This window comes from Porphyrobacter sp. SLTP, assembly GCF_009905735.1.
GTDB lineage: Bacteria > Pseudomonadota > Alphaproteobacteria > Sphingomonadales > Sphingomonadaceae > Erythrobacter.
In genome coordinates, this window is sequence record NZ_JAAALE010000004.1 from 78,116 (window position 1) to 98,304 (window position 20,189).

Below are 20,189 nucleotides of genomic sequence, written 5' to 3' on the forward strand. Positions count from 1 at the left end.
TCCGAAGCGCCGGGATGTTCCATGGCGATTGCGGCTTTTCTTGCCCAGCGTGAGCGGGCATAGCGCGGCCCATGCACGATATTCGCTACATCCGAGACAATCCCGAAGCCTTCGACGCAGGCCTCGCCCGGCGCGGGTTGGCCCCGCTGGCCGCGCAGCTGATTGCGCTGGACGAAGAACGCCGCGCGGCGACCACGTCGGTCCAAGTCGCGCAATCGCGTCGCAATGAGGCCTCGAAGCTGATCGGCGCGGCGATGGCGAAGGGCGACAAGGACGCCGCCGAAGCGATCAAGGCCGAGGTTGCGGCGCTCAAGGATCAGATGCCCGCGCTGGAAGCCCGCGCCGACGAATTGGCGACCAAGCTGAAAGAGGCGCTGGAGATCATCCCCAACCTCCCCGGCGCGGACGTGCCTGACGGCGGGGGTGAGGAGGATAACCGGGTCGAGAGCGAATGGGGCACGCCCCGCAGCTTCGACTTCACGCCGCGCGAACACGCCGACATTGCGCCTGCGCTCGGCATGGATTTCGAAACCGGCACCCGGCTCTCCGGCGCGCGCTTCACCTTCCTGCGCGGCGGCATGGCAAGGCTGCACCGCGCTCTCGGCCAGTTTATGCTCGACGTGCAGACCGGCGAGCATGGCTATGCAGAGTGCAACCCGCCGGTGCTGGTGGGCGACGACGCCATGTATGGCACCGACAAGCTGCCGAAGTTTGCCGAGGATAGCTTCAACACCACCAATGGCCGCTGGCTCATCCCCACCAGCGAAGTCAGCCTCACCGCCAGCGTCATGGGCGAACTGCTCGACGAGAGCGTCCTCCCCATGCGCCTCACCGCGCTCACACTGTGCTTCCGCTCCGAAGCGGGTGCGGCGGGGCGGGACACGCGCGGGTTCATCCGCCAGCACCAGTTCGAAAAGTGCGAACTCGTCAGCATCGTGCGGCCTGAAGACTCCGACGAAGAACATCAGCGCATGACCCGCGCTGCCGAGACCATCCTCGAACGCCTCAACCTGCCCTATCGCAAGCTGCTGCTCTGCACCGGCGACATGGGCTTCGGCGCGCGCAAGACCTATGACCTCGAAGTCTGGTTGCCCGGTCAAGGCGCGTTCCGCGAGATCAGCTCCTGCTCGAACACCGGGGACTTCCAGGCGCGCCGCATGAACACCCGCTACCGCGTCGCGGGCGAGAAGCGCACCGAGTTCGTCCACACCCTCAACGGCTCCGGCCTCGCCGTCGGACGCACGCTGGTGGCGGTGATCGAGAATTACCAGAACGCCGATGGGAGCGTGACGGTGCCGGACGCATTGCTGCCTTACATGTGCGGAGTAACCCGATTGGAACCCGCCTCGTAATGCGCATCCTCCTCACCAATGACGACGGCATCCACGCCCCCGGCCTCAAGGTGCTGGAAGAAATCGCGCGCCAGTTCTCCGACGATATCTGGATCTGCGCCCCGTCCGAGGAACAGTCCGGCGCGGGCCATTCGCTCACGCTGACCCGGCCCGTGCGGCTGAACAAGCTGGACGAACGACGCTTTTCGGTGACCGGCACCCCGACCGACTCCGTGATGATGGCGCTGCGCACCGTCATGCCCGATGCCCCCGATATCATCCTGTCGGGCGTCAACCGCGGTGCCAATCTGGCGGACGACATCACCTATTCCGGCACCGTCTCCGCCGCGATCGAGGGCGCGTTGGCGGGCATCCGTTCCATCGCCTTCAGCCAGGTCTATGCCCGGGAAGGCATGGGCGATGACGTGCCCTTCGGCGCCGCGCGCGCGTGGGGCGCCAAGGTGCTCAGGCCCCTGATCGACGCACCGATGGCCGACCGCACGCTGATCAATGTCAACTTCCCGGCCCGCGCGCCCGAGGACGTCAAGGGCATCCGCGTCGTGCGCCAGGGCTTCCACGACTATTCGCGCGGCACCATCGTCGAAGGGCGCGATCCGCGCGGCTATCGCTATTTCTGGTTCGGGCTCGACCAGATCGAGCATACCATGGATCACGGCACCGACCTTGAGGCGATCGAGGATGGCTACATCGCGGTCACGCCCTTGCAGCTCGACCTGACGCATTATTCGACCATCGGCATTCTGGCCGAGCGGTTCGGCGGCTGATGGCTGAGGCGCCCAGCCGCAATCCGTTCAAGCGCAAGGCGCTGCTGGCCGATCAGTTCCGGCCGCTGCGCCGTCAGGTACGGATCCCGGTCTGGGGCGATCTCGGCATCCGCACCGGTCTGGCCTTCGGGCTGATTGCGCTGGTGGTGGCGATCCACTGGTTCGACCGCGCGGGGCTCAAGGACAATCACGACAACGTCATCAGTTTCCTCGACGTTGTCTATTTCACGATGATCAGCATCACCACCACGGGCTTCGGCGACATCGCCCCGATTTCCGACCGGGCGCGGCTGATCGAGGCGGTGATCGTCACCCCTGTCCGCATCGCGGTCCTGTTCATCTTCGTGGGCGCCGCCTACGATTTCGTCATCAAGCGCAGCTGGGAGAAGTTTCGCATGGCCCGCATCCAGGAACAGCTCACCGGCCACGTGGTGGTGCTGGGCTTCGGCGTCTCCGGCTCGCAGAGCGTCGGCGAGTTGATCGCGCGAGGGGTCGATCCGCGCTGCATCGTGGTGATCGACCCGTCCGAAGAGCGCCTGACCGAAGCGGAGAAGCTCGGCGTCAACGTCATGGCCGCCGATGCGACGCGCGACGAAACGCTGAAGGCGGTCCGCATTGCCGAAGCGCAGAGCGTGCTGGTCAGCGCCGGGCGTGACGATACCTCGATCCTGATGGTACTGACCGTGCGCCACCTCGCCCCCAAAGTGCCGATCAGCGTGGTAGTGCGCGCGGAGGACAATGAACTGCTGGCGCGGCAGGCGGGGGCGAACAATGTCATCAACCCGGTGCGCTTTACCGGCCTGCTGCTGGCCGGCAGCGTCAAGGGCGCGCATATCGCTGATTACCTCGCCGACCTCGCCAGCGTCGGCGGGCGGGTGCAGCTGGTCGAACGCGAGGTGACCGAAGCGGAATGCGGCAAATCGATCAGGGAATTGGAAAGCGGCGGCACAGGCCTGCGCGTCTACCGCAACGGCCGCGCGATCGGGTTCTGGGAAGACGAATGCCAGATGCTCCAGCCCGGCGACGTGGTGGTGGAAATCGTCCCGACCGCACCAAGCGAGGGCGGTTGATTGCCAGATGGGCAGCTTCGCCCATGTTTGAGGGAGATGCTGCTGATCTGCTAGCGACTCCGGAGCAGACTTGAGCCAAACGCCCCGGTCAACTCAGAATCGACGTTGCCCCTGCGACCAATCCCCGATGTCGCACTGACCGTTGAAGCTGGTCATTTCGCGGATCTCAATCCGTCCGGTCCGACGATCAATTGTCACCTTCGGCTTATTCATTCCGTTCAAGCGGTAGGACGCGGTTATCAGCGTCGGGGTAACAACGAGATTGGTCAGGTCCCACCACCCATTGCTACCTCCCGAGTGGATCGGTGGCACCAAATCGGGGCCCAAGTGGATTCGGCCGTGGTCCCCATAGATCTCGATCTGGACGTCTGACGAAAAGCCTTGCTGCGTGCTTTGAAGAGTCGTGCCCCATTCCCACTTATGCTTGTCGGAGTTCCAGGTGTAGTTCGGGCGGGTGGTGGCAGTCGGCTTCGATCCTCCGCCATAGCAAACGAGGACAAGCGACCCAGTGGTTGCCGCATTCTGCGAGGGCGGCGGTGCCGCGCTGCCCGCATCGCAATTTCCGGCTGGAACTGCGTCGACTGCGGCATAGCGCCCCTCGACCGTCGATACGGAGACGCAGCTTTGTTTGCGTTCGTTCCACCAGAAGGTGAACTTGATGTCGCGGACGGTCGATGCGCCAGCGATACGATAGCCTCTCGCTTCCATCTGGGTTTCGGCGCCAGCCGCGCGGGCTCCGACCAAGTCGGCAAGATCGGGTGCGCTTTGTGCCAATGCAGGAAGCGACAAGGCCATGGCCCCGGTCGCGGCGAAGAACATCACTTTGCGTGCCATGCCTCAATCCCCTCATCACGGTTGCACAAAATCTCACGATTACAGTCGATCTTCAACATTGATCTTCATCATGTCGTCGCAATGGTCTCTGCAAAGAAAGGCTGTTGCCGCGCCATTGCAAATTGCTCAGACAGGAGCAGACATGGACCTATTGAAGTGGATCAAGTCGCTCGACGACCTTTTGTTCGAGCTGATGAGCTGGCTTGTGTTCTGGCCGCTCACCCTGCTGCGGACGCTGATCGGACCGCTCAAGATGATGCGTTATGCGGACGCGCAGCTCGCCCTACCGGAGGAGGAGCAGTATTCCGAAGCCCTGAGCCCACCCGTTTTTCTGGTAGCGACCTTGCTGGTTTCGCATCTCGTTTCCGTTGCTTTGGGCCAGCCAGACGAGATCATCGAAAGCCGCAAGGGACTTGGTGCGTTGGTATCGGACGACACGACGGCCCTCGCTGTGCGGTTGGCGCTGTTTTCCGCCTTTCCCCTGATTTTCTCCGTCCTTTTGCTGCTCGTGCGCCAACGCAAGATTGATCGGATCAGCCTCCGCCTGCCGTTCTATGCTCAGTGCTATCCGGCGGCAGTCTTCGCGGCGGCAATGGCGGTCGCGGCGGAAATTGCGTTGCTGGGCATCGGTCCGTCCGGCGCCTCGGGAATCGCAACAATTGCGGCCATGCTGTGGCTCGTCATGGTGGAGGCCCGTTGGATGCGGGCGGAGCAAGGTCTCGGCTGGATCTCCGCGTGCGCCCTCGCGCTTTGCGGAGTGTTGCTGGCGGGAACGCTCGTCGTGACTGTGACGCTCGTGTTTGTGTAGGCCGTCAAGAAGTGCGGGCGATTCTGGCTCATTTGAAGGTCAAGACCCGCCATCATTAGCGGCCATCCACGGCCTCACTGACCTCATCCCCTGAACCACACGAACACACCGCCCATCGCCGCCATGCCGGTGAGGAAATGCCCCGCATCAATCAGGAACAGCGCCAAGGGCTTGCGCTGATGCAGGTAGTTGATCCCGATCGCCGGGATCATCACCCCGACCGCAAAGCCGACCGCCATCATCATCACCACAAAGGCGGAGGGATCGGTGCGGACCAGCAGGTGCCACAGCACCATCGCGATCAGCATCTCGAAGGCGAAGGTCAGCGCGAAGATCACGCCCATATTGCCGCTGCGCAGCTGCGTGTTCGAAAGCCCCGCTGCGCGCTGCCACGGCTTGGCGAAGATCACGCCGTACCACAGCGCGCCCACGGCAAAACACGCCGCCGACCCGGCCAGCACCGGCCACAGGGCAAAGTCACTCATCCTTGATCTCCTTCGCCCTCAGGCCATTCGAGTTCGAGCGTGGCATTGACGGCAGCGTCCCGCCATTCGCCCAGAAAGGCATCGAGGGCGGCGCGGATGTCGCCCAGCTTGGCAGGCACACCGGCGGGTGGCGGGACGAGCGAGGTCGCCCAGGCCGGCTCGGCCATGGCCATGATTGCCGCATCATCCGCCCCGCCGCTCCAACTGGCGGCCTCGAAACATTCGACCAGCCGCTCGGCCTGGAGGAGTTCGACAATGCCCGGATCGGGCGCGGCGGCGCGCTTGGCGCTGGCATGACCGCCCGCAAGCGCCATCGCCTGCACCGCTTCCGGTTCCATCCCGCGCGCAACCAGACCCCAGAACCCGACCTGCATCCCGAGACCGCGCTCGATGAAGAAGTGGAAGGCGTCGTGCGGATAAGGGCCCTTCTTAGCGAAGGTGAAGTTCGTGCGCGAACCATCGGTCCGCGTCACCGCGACATGATCCTGCGCCGTCCCTTTGGTGATCGCGATACGCATAGGGGGCCTGTAACCTAGTTAACGCCCCGCGTGTAGGGCGCTCGCGCGCTAGATCACGTAAGCGAATTCCTCGGCCTCGGGCGTCGGCTTGCGGCCGCGCATCTCGGCGTCGAGTTGCACCACGGTGCGGCTCGCGGTCTTGACGAACAGGCCGGGGACGATGGCGTGGACCATGCAAGCGAGCCCGCCAACCACCATGCGCCAGCCGAAGCTGAGCGCCGTGCGGGCATGCTGGCCATAGGTTTCGCCGATGGCGCGCGGATGGTCGGTGAAGAGCTTGACGATCATGACGCCCCAGATGCCCCGCTGAGCCTGCCTCCGTCAACCCTAGCGCTGGGCCCCCACACAGTGTAGGGGCGCGCCGCAATGAACACGTCCACGACAATAGCCCCCACCGTTCTGGCCGAGCAGAAGAAGATCGGCATGGTCAGCCTCGGCTGCCCCAAGGCGCTCGTCGATTCCGAGCGGATCCTCACCCGCCTGCGCGCCGATGGCTATGCCTTCGCCGAAGATTATGCCGGCGCCGACGTCGTGCTGGTCAATACCTGCGGCTTCCTCGACAGCGCCAAGGAAGAGAGCCTGGCCGCGATTGGTGAGGCGATTGCCGAAAACGGCCGCGTGATCGTGACCGGCTGCATGGGCGAGGAAGCCGACGCGATCCGCGCCGCCCATCCGCAGGTGCTCGCGATCACCGGGGCGCATCAATACGAGCAGGTGGTCGAGGCCGTCCACACCCATGCGCCGCCGTCGCAGGGCCCGTTCATCGACCTGATCCCGCAGCCGGACATCAAGCTCACCCCGCGCCATTACAGCTACCTCAAGATTTCCGAGGGCTGCAATCACTCCTGCGCCTTCTGCATCATCCCGGACCTCCGCGGCAAGCTGGCGAGCCGCCGGATCGATGCCTGCCTGCGCGAGGCGGAGAAGCTGGTCGCCGCGGGGACCAAGGAACTCCTCATCATCTCGCAGGACACCAGCGCCTACGGGGTCGATATCCGCCACGAGACCCGCCCGTGGAAAGGGCGTGATGTCCGCGCGCACATGACCGATCTGGCGCGCGAGCTCGGGGCCTTGCGCACCCCCGAAGGCCACGCGCCGTGGGTGCGGCTCCACTATGTCTACCCCTACCCTCATGTCGATCAGGTCATCCCGCTGATGGCCGAAGGGTTGCTGACGCCCTACCTCGACATCCCCTTCCAGCACGCCAGCCCCAAGGTGCTGAAGCTGATGCGCCGCCCGGCCAACGAGGCCAAGGTGCTTGAGCGGCTGAAGTCGTGGCGGGAAATCTGCCCCGATATCGCCATCCGCTCCTCCTTCGTGGTCGGTTTCCCCGGCGAGACCGAGGAGGACTTCCAGTACCTGCTCGACTGGCTGGAGGAAGCGCAGCTCGACCGCGTCGGCGCGTTCCGGTTCGAGCCGGTCGAGGGCGCGGCGGCCAATGCCCTGCCCGATCAGGTGCCCGAAGCGGTGAAGGAAGAACGCTACGCCCGGATCATGGAAGTGACCGAGCGGATCAGCGCCGCCAAGCTCACCGCCAAGATCGGCCGCACGCTTCCCGTCATCATCGACGAGATCGGTGAGCCGGACGAGGACGGCGATATCGGCGCGACCGGTCGCAGCCAGGCCGATGCCCCGGAGATCGACGGCGCGGTCTATCTGCGCAACGTGCCGGAAAGCCTTGCCCCGGGCGATATTGTCGAAGCCACTATCGAGGATGCCGACGCGCATGACCTGTTCGGGGTGATTGCGCGTTAACACCTCTCCCCCCGCCCCGTCCCCACGAGGGACGCGGTTTGGTTAACCGCTGGCGCGGATCGGGCTAACGCGGCATAATCGGCCTCATGATCCGGAACCTTGCTCTCGCCCTCGCGCTTGCCGCGCTTCCTTTTGCCGCTGCGGCGCAAACCACCGCAGGTCAGACCGGCGATGCCGCCGAAGCGGTTGCGGCCGAGGCAGCCGGCACTTTCGAGCAGGTCGATCCCGATAGCGACCTGCCTTCGGCTGACGATGCGGCGGCAGCCTATGCGGGCCTTCCGCCGCTTACGGCTGACGAAGCGCCCGAGATGGTGGCCGCGCCCGCACTCAAGCCTGAGCCTCCTCGCGGCCCGGCCGTGCGGATGATCGCCAATGAGGTCGCACAGCCGCTCCCCGCAGCAGAGCCCGCGCCTGCGCCTGCGCCTGCGCTCACGCCGGCGGCTCTCACGCGCAATGATCCCTTCGTCATCAAGTCGATCCTGCCGATCGAAGGCAGCATCCGCTATGGCGACTGGTTCTGGGACGAAAGCGCAGCGCCGCGCACCGGCAAGCTGGTCATCACCGTCGATCTCGAAGCGCGGGTCATCAGCGCCTTTCGTGACGGGCACGAAATCGGCACCGCCGTCGTGCTGGTCGGCACGCAGGCCCACCCCACCCCGCTCGGCAGTTTCCCGATCCTGACCAAGGAGAAGGACAATGTCTCGGAGAAATACAACAACGCCCCCATGCCGCACACGCTGCGCCTGACATGGGACGGGATCGCGATCCACGGCTCGCCGGTGATGAACGGCTATGCCAGCCACGGTTGCATCGGCGTGCCGGATGAATTCGCCGCCAAGCTGTTCGCCGCTGCCAAGCGCGGGGACAAGGTGATCATCACCCGCGGCAAGATGATCGGGATTGGCGACAAGGTGATGTGAGGCTCCCGTCCCTCCCCGTTGCGTGGCAATGGGGAGGTGGCAGTCGCCGCAGGCGGCTGACGGAGGGGTCATTCCCGTGCCGCTTCACCCCTCCGACCGCGCTAAAGCGCGCCCACCTCCCCATTCGCAAGCGAACGGGGAGGGACTTTCAATTCACACTTCCCCGCGCAGGCTCCGGCCGGAAGCGCCAGACGCGCATCATCACGCCGACTTTCTCGACCCGCTCCACCCCGGCCTGCGCCAGCACCCCGCCAAGCGAGGCGTTCTCTCCCGCCCAGAGCCGATCCCACGCTCGGGCGGCTTCGGCCCGTGTCGCGTGTCCACCCAGCGCGCTGATGATCTTGCAGATCGTCTCGATGGCGATGACGCGAGGGACATTGGCGCAATAGGTGTAGCCCAGCCCCCCCGGCGCGGCATCGTCGCGCATCACCATTTCGTGCCAGTCGAGCTCCGCATACCATTCGAGCGCCTGCCAGCCTTCGGCCAGATGGGCGGCGCTGGTCGCCAGCGCGACCGGATCGAGCCAATCAGCCTCGGCCAGTTGTGCGCGCAGCCGGGCGCGATCAAAGGCAAGGTTGGTGTTGGAGGGGTCCGCGGCAGGCGTGATCCCGGCGGCGGCAACCACCGCTGCCAGCTCTGCCTTGCGCCAGCTCAGCAGCGGGCGCAGCAGCGTGATCTCGCTCTCCGCGATGGTTGACCGGGCGCGCACCCCTGCCAGCCCTGCCAGCCCGCTGCCCCGGTTGAGGCGCATCAGCAAGGTCTCGGCCTGATCATCGGCGTGATGCGCCGTGGCGACCGCGCCCAGCCCCTTGTCCTCAGCCCACTTCGCCAAAGCCGCATAGCGCGCCGAGCGGGCCTGCGCCTGAAGGTTACCAGGGGCGAGCGTCACGGCCAGCTGCGTGAAGGTAATGCCGCGCTCCCCCGCGATCCGCTCGACGAGCGCGACCTCGCCCGCCGCCTCGGGCCGCAGGCCGTGATCGATGCTGCACACCGCGATCTCGCCCGGCAGGGCTGCGTGGGCGAGCAGCAGCAGTGCCAGACTGTCCGGCCCGCCCGAAACCGCGAGGCCAAGCGGGCCCGTGCGCGCATCCTCGGGCCACAGCGCCGCCAGATCGGCAGCGAAGCGCCGCGGCGCCTGGGCGCTTAGCTGCACTTCACCTTGGCGAGGCTGTTCCTGTATTCGTCAGCCAATCGACCAGTCGCGACCAGCGGATAGGTCTCACCGAATTCAGCGAGCGCGATGCAGGCCTTGCGGGTGTCATTCTTCGCGATCATCGCCTTGCCGAGGTAGAGCAGGCTGTCAGGTGCGCGGTCACCCGCCTTGTTGGCCTGATAGTTCCTGAGGAACCAGCGCGCGGCTTCATCTGGCAGATTGTCGTCGAGGAACGCGCGGCCCAGCAGGTTGCGACCAAAGCTGATGCGCGGATGGTTGGGATATTGCTCGACAAACTTGGTGAGCTGCTGGCGTGCTTCGGGGAAGAAACCGGCGCTCCACAGGCGGAAGCCGTAGGAATATTCGTCATCCCCGGCATCTGCCGTTTGCGGCTTGGTGATCGCCTGCACGGCGGCAAGGCGCGAAGCGCTTGGCGTAGCGAGGCTGGCTGCGGGCGCAGGCGTGGGCGCGGGAGCGGTCTGCACCGGCGGACGCACAATGGGGACCGTGGTGACGGCGGTGGTAGGCGTACTGGTTGGGGCAGGCTGAAACGCCGGCAGGCTCGAACCAGACGGCGGCGTCGTGGTGATCGGCATGTTGGCCGCCGTCTCCAGCGCGGCGAGCCGCAGTTCCATCTGCGAGAGCGCGTTGGCCTGCTCCTCGGAACGGGCGGTCAGCCCGCGCAGCTGCATCTCCAGCGTGTCGAGCCGCACCAGGATATCGGTCACCGCCGTGCTGGACGGGGCGGTGGGGGAAGAGGTCGTCGACGGTGCAGCAGGATCGCTATTTGGGCCGATCTGCGGTTCAAAGAAGCGACCATCGCCGCCGGGGAAGACCTTGCGCTGCAACGCACGCACTTCGGCCTCGATCTTGCGGATACGGGCGTCCGCCGTGCTGTCCTGCGCGAAGGCAGGCGCAGGCGCGGTCACCACCGTGGCGGTACCAGCGGCGATCAGCATCGCACCGGCAAGGCGCAGAGCGGGGGTTCGCAGGAGGGGGGTCATGGCGCGTCAGGCTCCCTGTCTATGGCCGCGCAACGTGACGCGGCGCACATGAACGTGTTCCGAATCCCTGCCTTGTGCGGGCTCTCAAGTCGAGAGCGGCACAGGACCTAATCAACGGGAAAAGGGTTAACCGCGCGGTGAAGGCGCCGTTTCGCCCGCTTGCCCGGTGTTGCTGGCCGCGGAAGGCGCGCTTTGCCGCATTGCCGCGACTTCTGCCGTCGCCGCTGACGGGCTCGCTGTCGCGGAGCGCTGCGGGGTGGTGCGCTGGGGCGGCGCAGGCGTGACCGTTTGCGGCAAGGCCGCGGTCTGATCCACCGGAACCGCCACGCGCGCCAGCAACGCGGCGGCGGAAACTGGAACGCCCGAGATCGTCTCGGGCCGCTCGGAAATCTTGGCAACCGCCTGCCCGCCGACTGTCACCGACAGCGCATCGGGCCGTCCGGTGTTGATACGGGGATCGGTCGCCGCTGCCGGAACAGTGACCGCTTCGCCCAGCTTGAGTGTGCGTTCGAGCAGCCGCTCCCCGCCCTCTTCATACAGTCGCACCCAGACGCCATCCTCCAGCGCGGTCAGCACGACCGGGCCGCTGGCCGCGGGGGTTGGGGATGCGGCAGGCTTGGCGGCAACCGCCGCGCCGCTGGCCGCCGGTTCGGGCGACAGCAGCGAGCCCGGCTCGGTCCCGGCGGCGAAATAGGTGTTGAAGAAAGCGAAAGCGCCAATGGCCAGCATCAGCACCGCAGCCGCCGCAGCCCATGCGAGCCCGGCCGAGGGCAAGCGCGCCGGATCGCCCGGTTCCATGTCGGACGAAGGCACCGAGCGCCGCATCGATCCATCGGCGAGCTCTGCGCGCACGGCATCGGTGATGACCGCAGGGTCCAGCCCGACCGCCTTGGCGAACGTGCGCGAAAAGCCGATGGCATAGGCGCGGCTGGGCAGGCCTTCGAAGTTTTCGTCTTCGATCGCTTCGAGGTGGCGCAGCGGGATGCGGGTTTCGGCAGCGACCTGCGAAAGGTCGAGCCGCAAGGCCTCCCGCGCCGCGCGCAAGGTCGCGCCCGGCCCGTGAAGGGGCAATTCCGGCGCATTACCGGCGCTGGTGTGGTTTTCGCTGTCCATGACCCGGGTCCGCGCCTTCTTCTCGAGGCGTTGAGTGTAAGAGTGTTGGTGAATTGTCCTTGAACGGGACTCACCCGCTCAGGGCAGTTCTGTCAAGCATCGCCATAACACGCCAGCGCGCATGGCGCACGCTTCTCCGCAAGGCGGGTGTCAATCGTACTCAATGTCGCGCGCATCTGCCCAGGCCGACAATTCTTCGCGCAGGTTCAGCGCCGGATCGGCCAGCCATCCGGTCATCGCCGCTGTCAGTTCAGCGAGATCAACCTTGCGCACCAATTCCTTGATCGGGCCGACGGCCGCAGGGGTAATCGAGAGGCGGCGATAGCCGATGCCCATCAAGGCCAGCGCCTCCAGCCTGCGCCCGCCCATTTCCCCGCACACGCCGATATCAACCCCGCTGCCGACAGCGTTCTGCATCACCCGCCGCAGGAACCGGAGGATAGAGGTGCTGAGCCAGTCATATCGCTCGGCCAACTTGGGATTGGCCCGGTCGGCGGCGAACAGGAACTGGGTGAGGTCGTTGGTGCCGATCGACAGGAAGCTCAGTTTGGGCAGCAGCAGATCGAGCACTTCGGCAAGCGCGGGCACTTCGAGCATCGCGCCGAACAGGATCCGCTCGGGCAGCAGCTTCTTCTGGGCGCGCAGGTAGTTCAGCTGTTCATCGAATACGGCCTTGGCCGCATCGAACTCCCACGGTTCGCTCACCATCGGGAACATCACATAGAGCGAGCGTCCGCCCGCCGCTTCGAGCAGCGCGCGCGCCTGGATCTTCATCAGGCCTTCGCGTTCGAGCGCAAGGCGCAGCGCGCGCCAGCCCATCGCGGGGTTTTCATCCTGCGCAGCAATCTCGGATGCGAGATAGGGCACCGACTTGTCACCGCCGATATCGACGGTGCGGAAGATCACCGGCTTGTCGCCCGCCGCATCCAGCACATCGCGGTAGAGCCGCAACTGGCGCTCGCGCTGCGGCAGGGTGGCGGAGACGAGGAACTGGAATTCGGTGCGGAACAGGCCGACGCCGTCCGCGCCGGTCATTGCCAGCGCGCTCATATCATCGCGCAGACCGGCGTTCATCATCACCTGTATGCGGGTGCCGCAGCGGGTGAAGGGCTCGACATCCCGCAGCGAGGCATAGGCCGCCTGCTTTTCGCGGCTCTTGGCGAACCGCGCCTGAAACGCGTCGGCAACCTGTGGCAGCGGGCGAACAATGGCGTTGCCCGCCGTCGCGTCGAGCAGGATTTCGTCGCCCTCACGGATCGTGGTGCGCACGCCCTTGGCCCGTCCGATCACCGGCACGTTCATCGCTCGCGCCACAATTACCACGTGCGCGGTGAGCGAGCCTTCCTCAAGGATCACACCCTTCAGCCGCCGCTTGTCATATTCAAGCAGTTCAGCCGGGCCGAGATTACGCGCGATCAGGATGGTGTCGCGCCGTAGTCCTTGCGAGGCGGCGGTGCCGACCTGCCCGGCGACAATCCGCACCAGCCGGTTCGCCAGATCCTCCAGATCGTGCATCCGGTCGGCGAGCAGCGGATCGTCAATCTCGCGCATCCGCATCCTGGTGTGCTGCTGGACACGCTCGATCGCGGCTTCGGCGGTGAGGCCGCTATCAATCGCCTCGTTGATACGCCGCGACCAGCCTTCGTCGTAGGCGAACATCTTGTAGGTTTCGAGCACCTCCTCATGCTCGCCGCCCGCGCCGAATTCGGCCTGGCTGGCGAGCGTGTCGATCTGCTCGCGCATCTTGTCGAAGGCGCGGTATACCCGCTGGCGCTCGGCCTCGGTGTCTTCGGCCATGACCTGCGTGATTTCGACGCGCGGCTGGTGATAGACCGCATGGCCTGCGCCCAAGCCTTTCACCAGCGTGAGGCCCGTCAGGGTCTGCGGCCCGGTCTGCTCCTGTGTCAGCCCGCGCGCTTCTTCCTCGTCGACCAGTTCGGCATTTGCGATCAGCTCGCTTAAGACCATCGCGGTGGTCTGGAGCGCTTCGATCTCGACCTCTTCGTAGCGGCGCGGTTCGACATGCTGGACGCACAAGACGCCCACCGCGCGGGCGCGGTAGACGATGGGGACACCGGCAAAGGAGTGGAACTTTTCCTCGCCCGTTTCGGGCCGGTACTGGAAGTCGGGATGGGCCTTGGCCTCGGCGAGGTTGAGCGTCTCGACCTTCTGCGCAATCGCGCCGGTCAGCCCTTCGCCAATCGCCATGCGGGTAACATGGACCGCGCTCTGGTTGAGGCCGCGGGTCGCGAACAGTTCCAGCATGCCTTCGCGCAAGAGGTAAATCGAGCAAACCTCGCTCGACAGGCATTCGCCGATGATCTCGACCACCTGATCAAGCTTGGCCTGCGCGTGCATGCGCGAGGCCATCACCTCGGTCAGGCGGGTCAGAATCTGGCGAGCGGCGGCTGCGGCGGTCATCACCGTGCAGGTCTATTCATTCCGCACGACAATTGCAAAAGGCCTGATCGCAGCACACTGCCCGTCAGGGGCGTCAGGTGGATAATCCGTGCCGCTCAGCAGGCGGCGATCTCTTCCTTCAGTCGCAGTTTCTGCTTCTTGAGGGCCTGGATCATCGCGGTGTCGGGCACGGGCCGGGCCATTTCGTCGCGCAACCGGGCTTCAAGGCCGGCATGCTTGCTCTGAAGGGCGTGGAGGTGTGACAACACTGCGGTCGATGCCATTATGCGTTCTCCTATCCAAGCGGGGGGATGCCCCCGGAAAGGCGACTCGGCAAACGAAGCGGCCGAGCCGCAGGTTTCATTGAAACCACAGGCAGCCTAGCTTGCAAAGCCCCCACACATCGTAAATCGGCGCAACTGCCCCTGCGCGCGATGAACCGCGCAGGCGGATCGCGCCAAAGCGGGGTGAAATCTGCACCTGCCATCTACCAAATCGCCGCAGGAACGCGTAGCGCACGCCGTGCATTGGTCGCAGGCCAACAGGCTGGCGGCGAAGTGGAAGGATCAGGGGCGAATATGACCGAGCAGGAGCTCAGGAAAAATCTTGAGTTGCTCAAGACCGAGCATCGCGACCTCGACGCCGCGATTGCCGCCTTGACCGAGGCGGCACGGGTCAGCGCATCGGCCGACATGCTCCAGATCGCCCGCCTCAAGAAGCGCAAGCTGCGGCTGAGGGACCAGATCGCCATCATCGAAGACACGCTGCTGCCGGATATTATCGCGTGATGTGACAACAAGTCCCGCCCCGTTAGGAACGAATGGGGAGAGCCGCTTCCGCCCCGATCATGGTTACCAAGACATCAATTCTGTGCCTGGCCGGGACGGAGCCAAAAATTGCTTGGAAAGTAACCATAGCGATATGGCGGTGAAGCGCGCGGCGACGTAGCTTGCGGCGCAATATGGCTCGTACCACCAATCTTTCGCGCCCGATTGTCGAGGCGCTCTACACCGAGGCGCTCGTGCTGGCGGATGACGTGCGGGCGGTGTTTGCCGCTGGCACGCGTGAACCGGTGGCAGGCGAGGACGCCTTTGTGCGGCTCGCGCTTTCGACCGAAGGCCTGAAGACCACCACCCGGATGATGCATGTTCTCGCGTGGCTGCTGAACCAGCGCGCGCTGTTTCAGGGGGAGCTCAGCGAAAATCAGGTGCGCCTGCACGGTGCGCTGCCGCCGGATCGCGGCTCGGACGAAAAGCAGTTGGCGCTTCTCGAACCGCAAACGCGCGAGCTGATCGCCGACACCGAAAAGCTGCACCAGCGCATCGCGCGGCTGGACGAGGCGTGGCGCCAGCATTTCGAAATGGCCTCGCCGGTGCGGGCCTTTCAGGACCGGATCGGGCGGGAACTGGGAAGGTTCGGCTAGAGGGTTCCTCCCCGTTCCGCAGGAATGGGGAGGTGGCACCGCGACACGGTGACGGAGGGGTCACCTCGCACCAACCTACCCCTCCGACCGAGGCCCGACGGCCTCGCCCACCTCCCCATTGCTGCGCAACAGGGAGGAGTTTGGCAAGCGATCACGCCGCCGCCAGCGCCTTCCGCCACCTCCCCAGCCGCGCATCGCGCACCTCGGCGTCCATCTGCGGCTCGAACGTCACCAGTCGCCCGCGCATCGCCTGCGCCGCTGCGCCCAGATCGGGGTACATCCCCACGCCGCACGCCGCCAGCATCGCTGCCCCCAAGGCGGTCGTTTCGACAAAGCCGGGCCGCTCGACCGTGATGCCGAGCATGTCGGCCAAGTCCTGCGCCATCCAGTCATTTGCCGCCATGCCGCCATCGATCCGCAGCGTATGCCACGGGGCGCCATCCTTGGTGAAGGCCGCGCACAGATCATGCGTCTGATGCGCCATCGCCTCCAGCGCGGCGCGCGCCAGCTCGGCCTTGCCGCTGGAGAAACTGAGCCCCGCGATCACCCCGCGTGCGTCAGCCTGCCAGTGCGGCGCGCCAAGGCCTGACAGCGCAGGCACAATCACCACCCCGCCGCTATCCGGGATCGAGCGGGCGAGCGCCTCGGTCTCCTCCGCCACCTGCACAATGCCGAGCGAATCCCGCAGCCATTGCACCAGACTCCCCGCCACGAACACCGAGCCTTCGATGGCATAGGTGCGCTGCCCTTCAAGCTGGGTCAGCACGGTTCCGAGCAGCCGGTTGGTCGAGCGCGGAATTTTGCGCCCCTGACAGGTCAGCACGAAAGCGCCGGTGCCATAGGTCGCCTTGGTCTGTCCGGGTGTAAGGCAGGCCTGCCCGATGGTCGCCGCCTGCTGATCGCCCGCGAGGCCCGTGATCGGAATGCTCCGCCCAAACAGGTCAGGCGCCGTCATCGCCAGCGGCCCGGAGCAGTCAACCACCCCGGGAAGCGCCGACAACGGCACGCCGATGAGATCGCAAAGACTGTCATCGAACTGCGCATCTTCAAGCCCCATGAGCAGCGTGCGGCTCGCGTTGGAGGCATCGGTGATATGCGCCGCCCCGCGGGTCAGCTTGAACACCAACCAGCTTTCGACCGTGCCGAAGGCCAGCGTGCCTGTGTCCGCCGCCGCGCGCACGTCCGGCACATTGTCGAGCATCCAGCGCATCTTGGTGCCGGAGAAATAGGGATCGAGCAGCAGGCCGGTGCGCTCCTGCACGCCCGCTTCATGGCCCGCCGCGCGCAGCTCAGCGCAGAAGGGCTCGGTACGGCGGTCCTGCCAGACGATGGCGTTGGTGAGCGGCTCTCCGGTGCTGCGGTCCCACGCCACCACGGTTTCGCGCTGGTTGGTGATGCCGATGGCGGCAATACTCGCCGCGCCGCCCGCCTTGGGGATGACTTCCAGCGCGCAGGCCAGCGTCTTGTCCCAGATCTCGCGCGGATCATGCTCGACCCAGCCCGATTGCGGGTAATGCTGCTCCAGCGGCGCCTGCGCCGAGGCGACCAGCACGCCGTCGCTCGCAAACAGGATCGCGCGGGTGGACGTGGTGCCTTCGTCAAGGACGAGGATGTAATCTGCCATGGGGTATTCCTCTCTCCGGCGTGACATCTGCCACGGCGCTCGCCATATGCAAGGCCATGGTCACGATCCCTCCCCAGCCCTGGCCCACCGGGCTTGCCGAAGCTGTCGAGCCGCTGGTGCTGCGCGTGCTGGCGCCCAATCCCTCGCCCTACACCTTCACCGGAACGCAGACCTATGTCGTCGGCGACCCGCGGGGGCCGGATTGCGCGGTGATCGATCCCGGCCCGAACGAGCCTGACCACATCGCCGCGATCATCGCGGCTGTCGCGGGGCGAACTATCGTCGCGATCATGTGCACCCACACCCACCGCGACCACTCGCCCGCCGCCGCGCCGCTGGCTGAGCTGACCGGCGCGCCGATTGTCGGCTGCGCACCGCTGGTGCTCCAAGTGGACGGCCCGCGCTCGGACGAAGCCTTCGATCCGACCTATGCGCCCGACCGCGTGCTGGTGGACGGCGAAGGGATGCGCGGCACCGGCTGGACGCTCACCGCCGTCGCGACGCCCGGCCATACCTCGAACCACCAGTGCTTCGCGCTGGAGGAGAGCGGCGCGCTGTTCACGGGCGATCACGTGATGGGCTGGTCAACCAGCGTCGTCATCCCGCCCGATGGCGACATGGGCGATTACATGGCGAGCCTCGAAAAGCTGATGGCGCGCGATGACGTGCGCTATCACTCGGCCCACGGCGCGGCGATCGAGAAGCCGAAGCAGCTGGTGCGCGGCATGATCGGCCACCGCCGCCAGCGTGAGAACCAGATCCTCCGCCTGCTGGGCGAGGCCGCGCGGCCGGTCAGCGGCTTTATTCCGGACATGTACAAGGGCCTCGACCCGCGCCTGATCGGAGCCGCCGAGATGAGCGTGACCGCGCATCTGATCGATCTCGAAAAGCGCGGCGCGGCGCGGCGCGACAGCGAGGTCTGGCGGCTCGCATAAAGCGCGCTTGCACCCTCGGCGATTTTGGTGTTCCTCTAAGCCGGGGCGCGACAATTGGGGGGCGGGATGGCCACTTTGGCACAACGCGGCGCGGCGGCAGAAGGCACGCGCTTTTATACCATCATGGCATTCGTCATGGCGCTGGTGATCGTGGCGGGCTTCTCGCTCAATCTGGCGATGGGGCGGTCGAGCTTTGCGCTGCCAGCCGCGTTCCATGTCCACGGCGTGATCTTCATGGGCTGGCTCGGGCTCTATCTCGCGCAGGTAGTGACCATCGCAAGCGGCAACCGCGCCTTGCACCGGCAGCTGGGCAAGCTCGCCTATGTCTTCATCCCGGCGATGGTGGCGGCAGGGGCAATGATCATCGTCGTTTCGATCCGCGGGACGGGCGGGCCGTTCTTCTTTGCGCAGAACGAGTTTTTCATCAGCAATCTGGCGGGGCTGCTGGTGTTCGGCGGCCTTGCGTGGTGGGCGCTGCGGGTGCGGCGGCACACCGGCTGGCACCGGCGGCTGATGCTGGTGGCGATGAGCGCGCTGACCGGGCCGGGACTCGGCCGGTTGCTGCCGATGCCGTTGCTGATCCCCTATGCCTGGCCGATCGCGGTTTCGGCGAGCTTTGTATTCGGCGCGGTCGCGATGCTGGTCGATTGGCGGACCAATGGCCGGGTGCATCCGGCCTATTGGTGGGGCATGGGGATCAATGTCGGCGGCTTCCTCACCTCGATGGCGCTGGCCTATTCGCCGATCGGCTATGCGATCACCGAAGCGGTGATTGCCGGCACGCCGGGGGCCGAGCGACCCATGGGCCCCTTCCTGCCGCCGGGCTTCACGATGTAGGGCGGGTGCCCAAGCTTTTCGCTCGAAAATCGGGGGCGAGCCCCTATATCGGCGGTTCCTGAGATAACGGGGATACGAGTGATGAGCCTGCTAACCCGCAACCCCACCGGCACCGACCTGTTGGCCGAGATCGACCGCCTCCGCAAGGAGAAGAACGCGGTGATCCTAGCGCATTATTACCAGACGCCGGACATTCAGGACATTGCCGACTTCGTGGGCGATAGCCTCGAATTGTCGCGCAAGGCGGCGGCAACCGATGCGGATGTGATCGCCTTCTGCGGGGTCAAGTTCATGGCCGACACCGCCAAGATCCTCTCGCCTCAAAAGACCGTAATCCTGCCCGACATGGACGCCGGATGCAGCCTTGAGGACTCGTGCCCGCCGGAGAAATTCCGCGCGTTCCGCGAAGCTCACCCCGATCACATCGCGCTGACCTACATCAATTGTTCGACCGAGGTGAAAGCGCTGTCGGATGTGATCGTGACCTCGTCCAGCGCCGAGACGATCCTTGCCCAGATCCCGCCCGAGCAGAAAATCATCTTCGGCCCGGACCGGCACCTTGGCGGCTATCTCAGCCGCAAATTCAACCGCGAGATGCTGCTGTGGCCCGGCGTCTGCATCGTCCACGAGGCGTTCAGCGAGACGGAATTGCTCAAGCTGAAAGAGCAATACCCGGGCGCGCCCATCGCCGCGCACCCCGAATGCCCGCCGACGATCATCGACCATGCGGACTATGTCGGCTCGACCAGCGGCATCCTGAGCTTCGCCAAGACCTTCCCCGGCGACACCCTGATCGTCGCGACCGAGCCGCACATCATCCACCAGATGGAAAAAGCGCTGCCGAACAAGCACTTCATCGGCGCGCCCGGCGCGGACGGGAACTGCTCGTGCAACATCTGCCCCTACATGGCGCTGAACACGATGGAGAAGCTGTACGTGGCCCTGCGCGACCTCTCGCCGCAGATCGAGATCGAGGAAGGTATTCGGTTGAAGGCGAAACGGAGCCTCGACCGGATGCTGGACATGGCGAGCGGGACTGTGGGAATGGGGGATTTGGGCAAGGTTACGTTTTCAGGCGACTGACGCTTAGGGACGCCAAATAGCGCGGACTGTTGACAGGCCGTAAAGTGGCGGAATGAACAAGCACGAAGCCTCAATCGGACTCGCTCTCGTCAGAACAAACCACCCATGGCT

Annotated in this window: 21 protein-coding genes; 11 read left to right on the forward strand and 10 right to left on the reverse strand. The window is 65.6% G+C overall.

Annotated elements, in window-relative coordinates; all coding sequences use genetic code 11:
- Positions 1 to 71: 71 nt before the first annotated feature.
- The 3 genes from serS to GVM20_RS04610 are packed head-to-tail and all read left to right on the forward strand — an operon-like array spanning position 72 to position 3,186.
- Positions 72 to 1,352: a serine--tRNA ligase gene (serS, locus tag GVM20_RS04600; protein WP_166546129.1), complete on the forward strand. Its 1,281-nt coding sequence runs from the start codon at positions 72 to 74 to the stop codon at positions 1,350 to 1,352.
- Complete coding sequence (gene surE / locus GVM20_RS04605) at positions 1,352 to 2,116, forward strand: 5'/3'-nucleotidase SurE (RefSeq protein WP_166546130.1); 765 nt, start codon at positions 1,352 to 1,354, stop codon at positions 2,114 to 2,116. The genes serS and surE overlap by 1 nt, the downstream gene beginning before the upstream one ends.
- The gene (locus GVM20_RS04610) at positions 2,116 to 3,186 is read left to right on the forward strand and encodes a potassium channel family protein (RefSeq protein WP_166546131.1); all 1,071 of its coding nucleotides are present in this window, start codon (positions 2,116 to 2,118) and stop codon (positions 3,184 to 3,186) included. Before surE ends, GVM20_RS04610 begins: the two co-directional genes overlap by 1 nt.
- A gap of 93 nt (positions 3,187 to 3,279) precedes the next feature.
- Here the strand turns inward: GVM20_RS04610 and GVM20_RS04615 are convergent, their stop codons facing one another.
- Positions 3,280 to 4,008 (reverse strand): hypothetical protein, encoded by a 729-nt coding sequence (locus GVM20_RS04615; RefSeq protein ID WP_166546132.1) that lies wholly within the window; start codon positions 4,006 to 4,008, stop codon positions 3,280 to 3,282.
- A 70-nt stretch (positions 4,009 to 4,078) separates the two neighbouring features.
- Here GVM20_RS04615 and GVM20_RS04620 point away from each other — a divergent pair, with 70 nt between their 5' ends.
- A complete protein-coding gene (locus GVM20_RS04620; protein ID WP_166546133.1) occupies positions 4,079 to 4,828 on the forward strand; it encodes a hypothetical protein in 750 nt (249 codons plus the stop codon).
- 83 nt (positions 4,829 to 4,911) lie between these two features.
- Here the strand turns inward: GVM20_RS04620 and GVM20_RS04625 are convergent, their stop codons facing one another.
- Genes GVM20_RS04625 through GVM20_RS04635 form a run of 3 tightly spaced genes read right to left on the reverse strand, consistent with a single transcriptional unit; the run spans position 4,912 to position 6,119 of the window.
- Positions 4,912 to 5,313: a DUF1761 domain-containing protein gene (locus tag GVM20_RS04625; protein ID WP_166546134.1), complete on the reverse strand. Its 402-nt coding sequence runs from the start codon at positions 5,311 to 5,313 to the stop codon at positions 4,912 to 4,914.
- A complete protein-coding gene (locus GVM20_RS04630; RefSeq protein ID WP_166546135.1) occupies positions 5,310 to 5,831 on the reverse strand; it encodes a hypothetical protein in 522 nt (173 codons plus the stop codon). Before GVM20_RS04630 ends, GVM20_RS04625 begins: the two co-directional genes overlap by 4 nt.
- Before the next feature lie 48 nt (positions 5,832 to 5,879).
- Positions 5,880 to 6,119, reverse strand: coding sequence for a DUF6356 family protein (locus GVM20_RS04635; protein WP_166546136.1), 240 nt, complete (start codon positions 6,117 to 6,119; stop codon positions 5,880 to 5,882).
- 78 nt (positions 6,120 to 6,197) lie between these two features.
- Between GVM20_RS04635 and rimO the strand changes: the two genes are divergently transcribed.
- A complete protein-coding gene (gene rimO / locus GVM20_RS04640) occupies positions 6,198 to 7,586 on the forward strand; it encodes a 30S ribosomal protein S12 methylthiotransferase RimO (RefSeq protein ID WP_166546137.1) in 1,389 nt (462 codons plus the stop codon).
- An 86-nt stretch (positions 7,587 to 7,672) separates the two neighbouring features.
- Entirely contained in the window at positions 7,673 to 8,506 is an 834-nt protein-coding gene (locus GVM20_RS04645) for a L,D-transpeptidase family protein (protein WP_166546138.1), read from the forward strand.
- Positions 8,507 to 8,654: 148 nt separating this feature from the next.
- Here the strand turns inward: GVM20_RS04645 and tilS are convergent, their stop codons facing one another.
- From tilS to GVM20_RS04670, 5 genes are all read right to left on the reverse strand, one after another.
- A complete protein-coding gene (tilS, locus tag GVM20_RS04650; protein ID WP_166546139.1) occupies positions 8,655 to 9,659 on the reverse strand; it encodes a tRNA lysidine(34) synthetase TilS in 1,005 nt (334 codons plus the stop codon).
- Entirely contained in the window at positions 9,650 to 10,663 is a 1,014-nt protein-coding gene (locus GVM20_RS04655) for a tetratricopeptide repeat protein (RefSeq protein WP_166546140.1), read from the reverse strand. The genes tilS and GVM20_RS04655 overlap by 10 nt, the downstream gene beginning before the upstream one ends.
- 126 nt (positions 10,664 to 10,789) lie before the next feature.
- Positions 10,790 to 11,776 (reverse strand): helix-turn-helix domain-containing protein, encoded by a 987-nt coding sequence (locus GVM20_RS04660; RefSeq protein ID WP_166546141.1) that lies wholly within the window; start codon positions 11,774 to 11,776, stop codon positions 10,790 to 10,792.
- 150 nt (positions 11,777 to 11,926) lie between these two features.
- Complete coding sequence (ptsP, locus tag GVM20_RS04665; protein ID WP_166546142.1) at positions 11,927 to 14,197, reverse strand: phosphoenolpyruvate--protein phosphotransferase; 2,271 nt, start codon at positions 14,195 to 14,197, stop codon at positions 11,927 to 11,929.
- A 95-nt stretch (positions 14,198 to 14,292) separates the two neighbouring features.
- Positions 14,293 to 14,460, reverse strand: a complete 168-nt coding sequence (locus tag GVM20_RS04670) for a YdcH family protein (protein WP_160759233.1) — start codon at positions 14,458 to 14,460, stop codon at positions 14,293 to 14,295.
- Between the two features lie 294 nt (positions 14,461 to 14,754).
- Here GVM20_RS04670 and GVM20_RS04675 point away from each other — a divergent pair, with 294 nt between their 5' ends.
- Both GVM20_RS04675 and GVM20_RS04680 read left to right on the forward strand, forming a co-directional pair.
- Positions 14,755 to 14,964 carry a DUF465 domain-containing protein gene (locus tag GVM20_RS04675; RefSeq protein ID WP_160759234.1) on the forward strand — a complete coding sequence of 70 codons (210 nt, stop codon included), beginning with the start codon at positions 14,755 to 14,757 and terminating at the stop codon, positions 14,962 to 14,964.
- Positions 14,965 to 15,137: 173 nt separating this feature from the next.
- The gene (locus GVM20_RS04680; protein WP_166546143.1) at positions 15,138 to 15,599 is read left to right on the forward strand and encodes a DUF1465 family protein; all 462 of its coding nucleotides are present in this window, start codon (positions 15,138 to 15,140) and stop codon (positions 15,597 to 15,599) included.
- Positions 15,600 to 15,750: 151 nt separating this feature from the next.
- Here GVM20_RS04680 and glpK read toward each other — a convergent pair whose 3' ends face one another.
- On the reverse strand, positions 15,751 to 17,223 hold the full coding sequence (gene glpK, locus GVM20_RS04685; protein ID WP_166546144.1) for a glycerol kinase GlpK: 1,473 nt from the start codon (positions 17,221 to 17,223) through the stop codon (positions 15,751 to 15,753).
- 56 nt (positions 17,224 to 17,279) lie between these two features.
- Here glpK and GVM20_RS04690 point away from each other — a divergent pair, with 56 nt between their 5' ends.
- The 3 genes from GVM20_RS04690 (at position 17,280) to nadA (ending at position 20,078) form a co-directional block, all read left to right on the forward strand.
- On the forward strand, positions 17,280 to 18,158 hold the full coding sequence (locus GVM20_RS04690) for an MBL fold metallo-hydrolase (RefSeq protein ID WP_166546145.1): 879 nt from the start codon (positions 17,280 to 17,282) through the stop codon (positions 18,156 to 18,158).
- 66 nt (positions 18,159 to 18,224) lie between these two features.
- The gene (locus GVM20_RS04695; protein ID WP_234031852.1) at positions 18,225 to 18,995 is read left to right on the forward strand and encodes a hypothetical protein; all 771 of its coding nucleotides are present in this window, start codon (positions 18,225 to 18,227) and stop codon (positions 18,993 to 18,995) included.
- Between the two features lie 81 nt (positions 18,996 to 19,076).
- Positions 19,077 to 20,078 carry a quinolinate synthase NadA gene (nadA, locus tag GVM20_RS04700; protein WP_166546146.1) on the forward strand — a complete coding sequence of 334 codons (1,002 nt, stop codon included), beginning with the start codon at positions 19,077 to 19,079 and terminating at the stop codon, positions 20,076 to 20,078.
- The last annotated feature ends 111 nt before the right edge of the window (positions 20,079 to 20,189 follow it).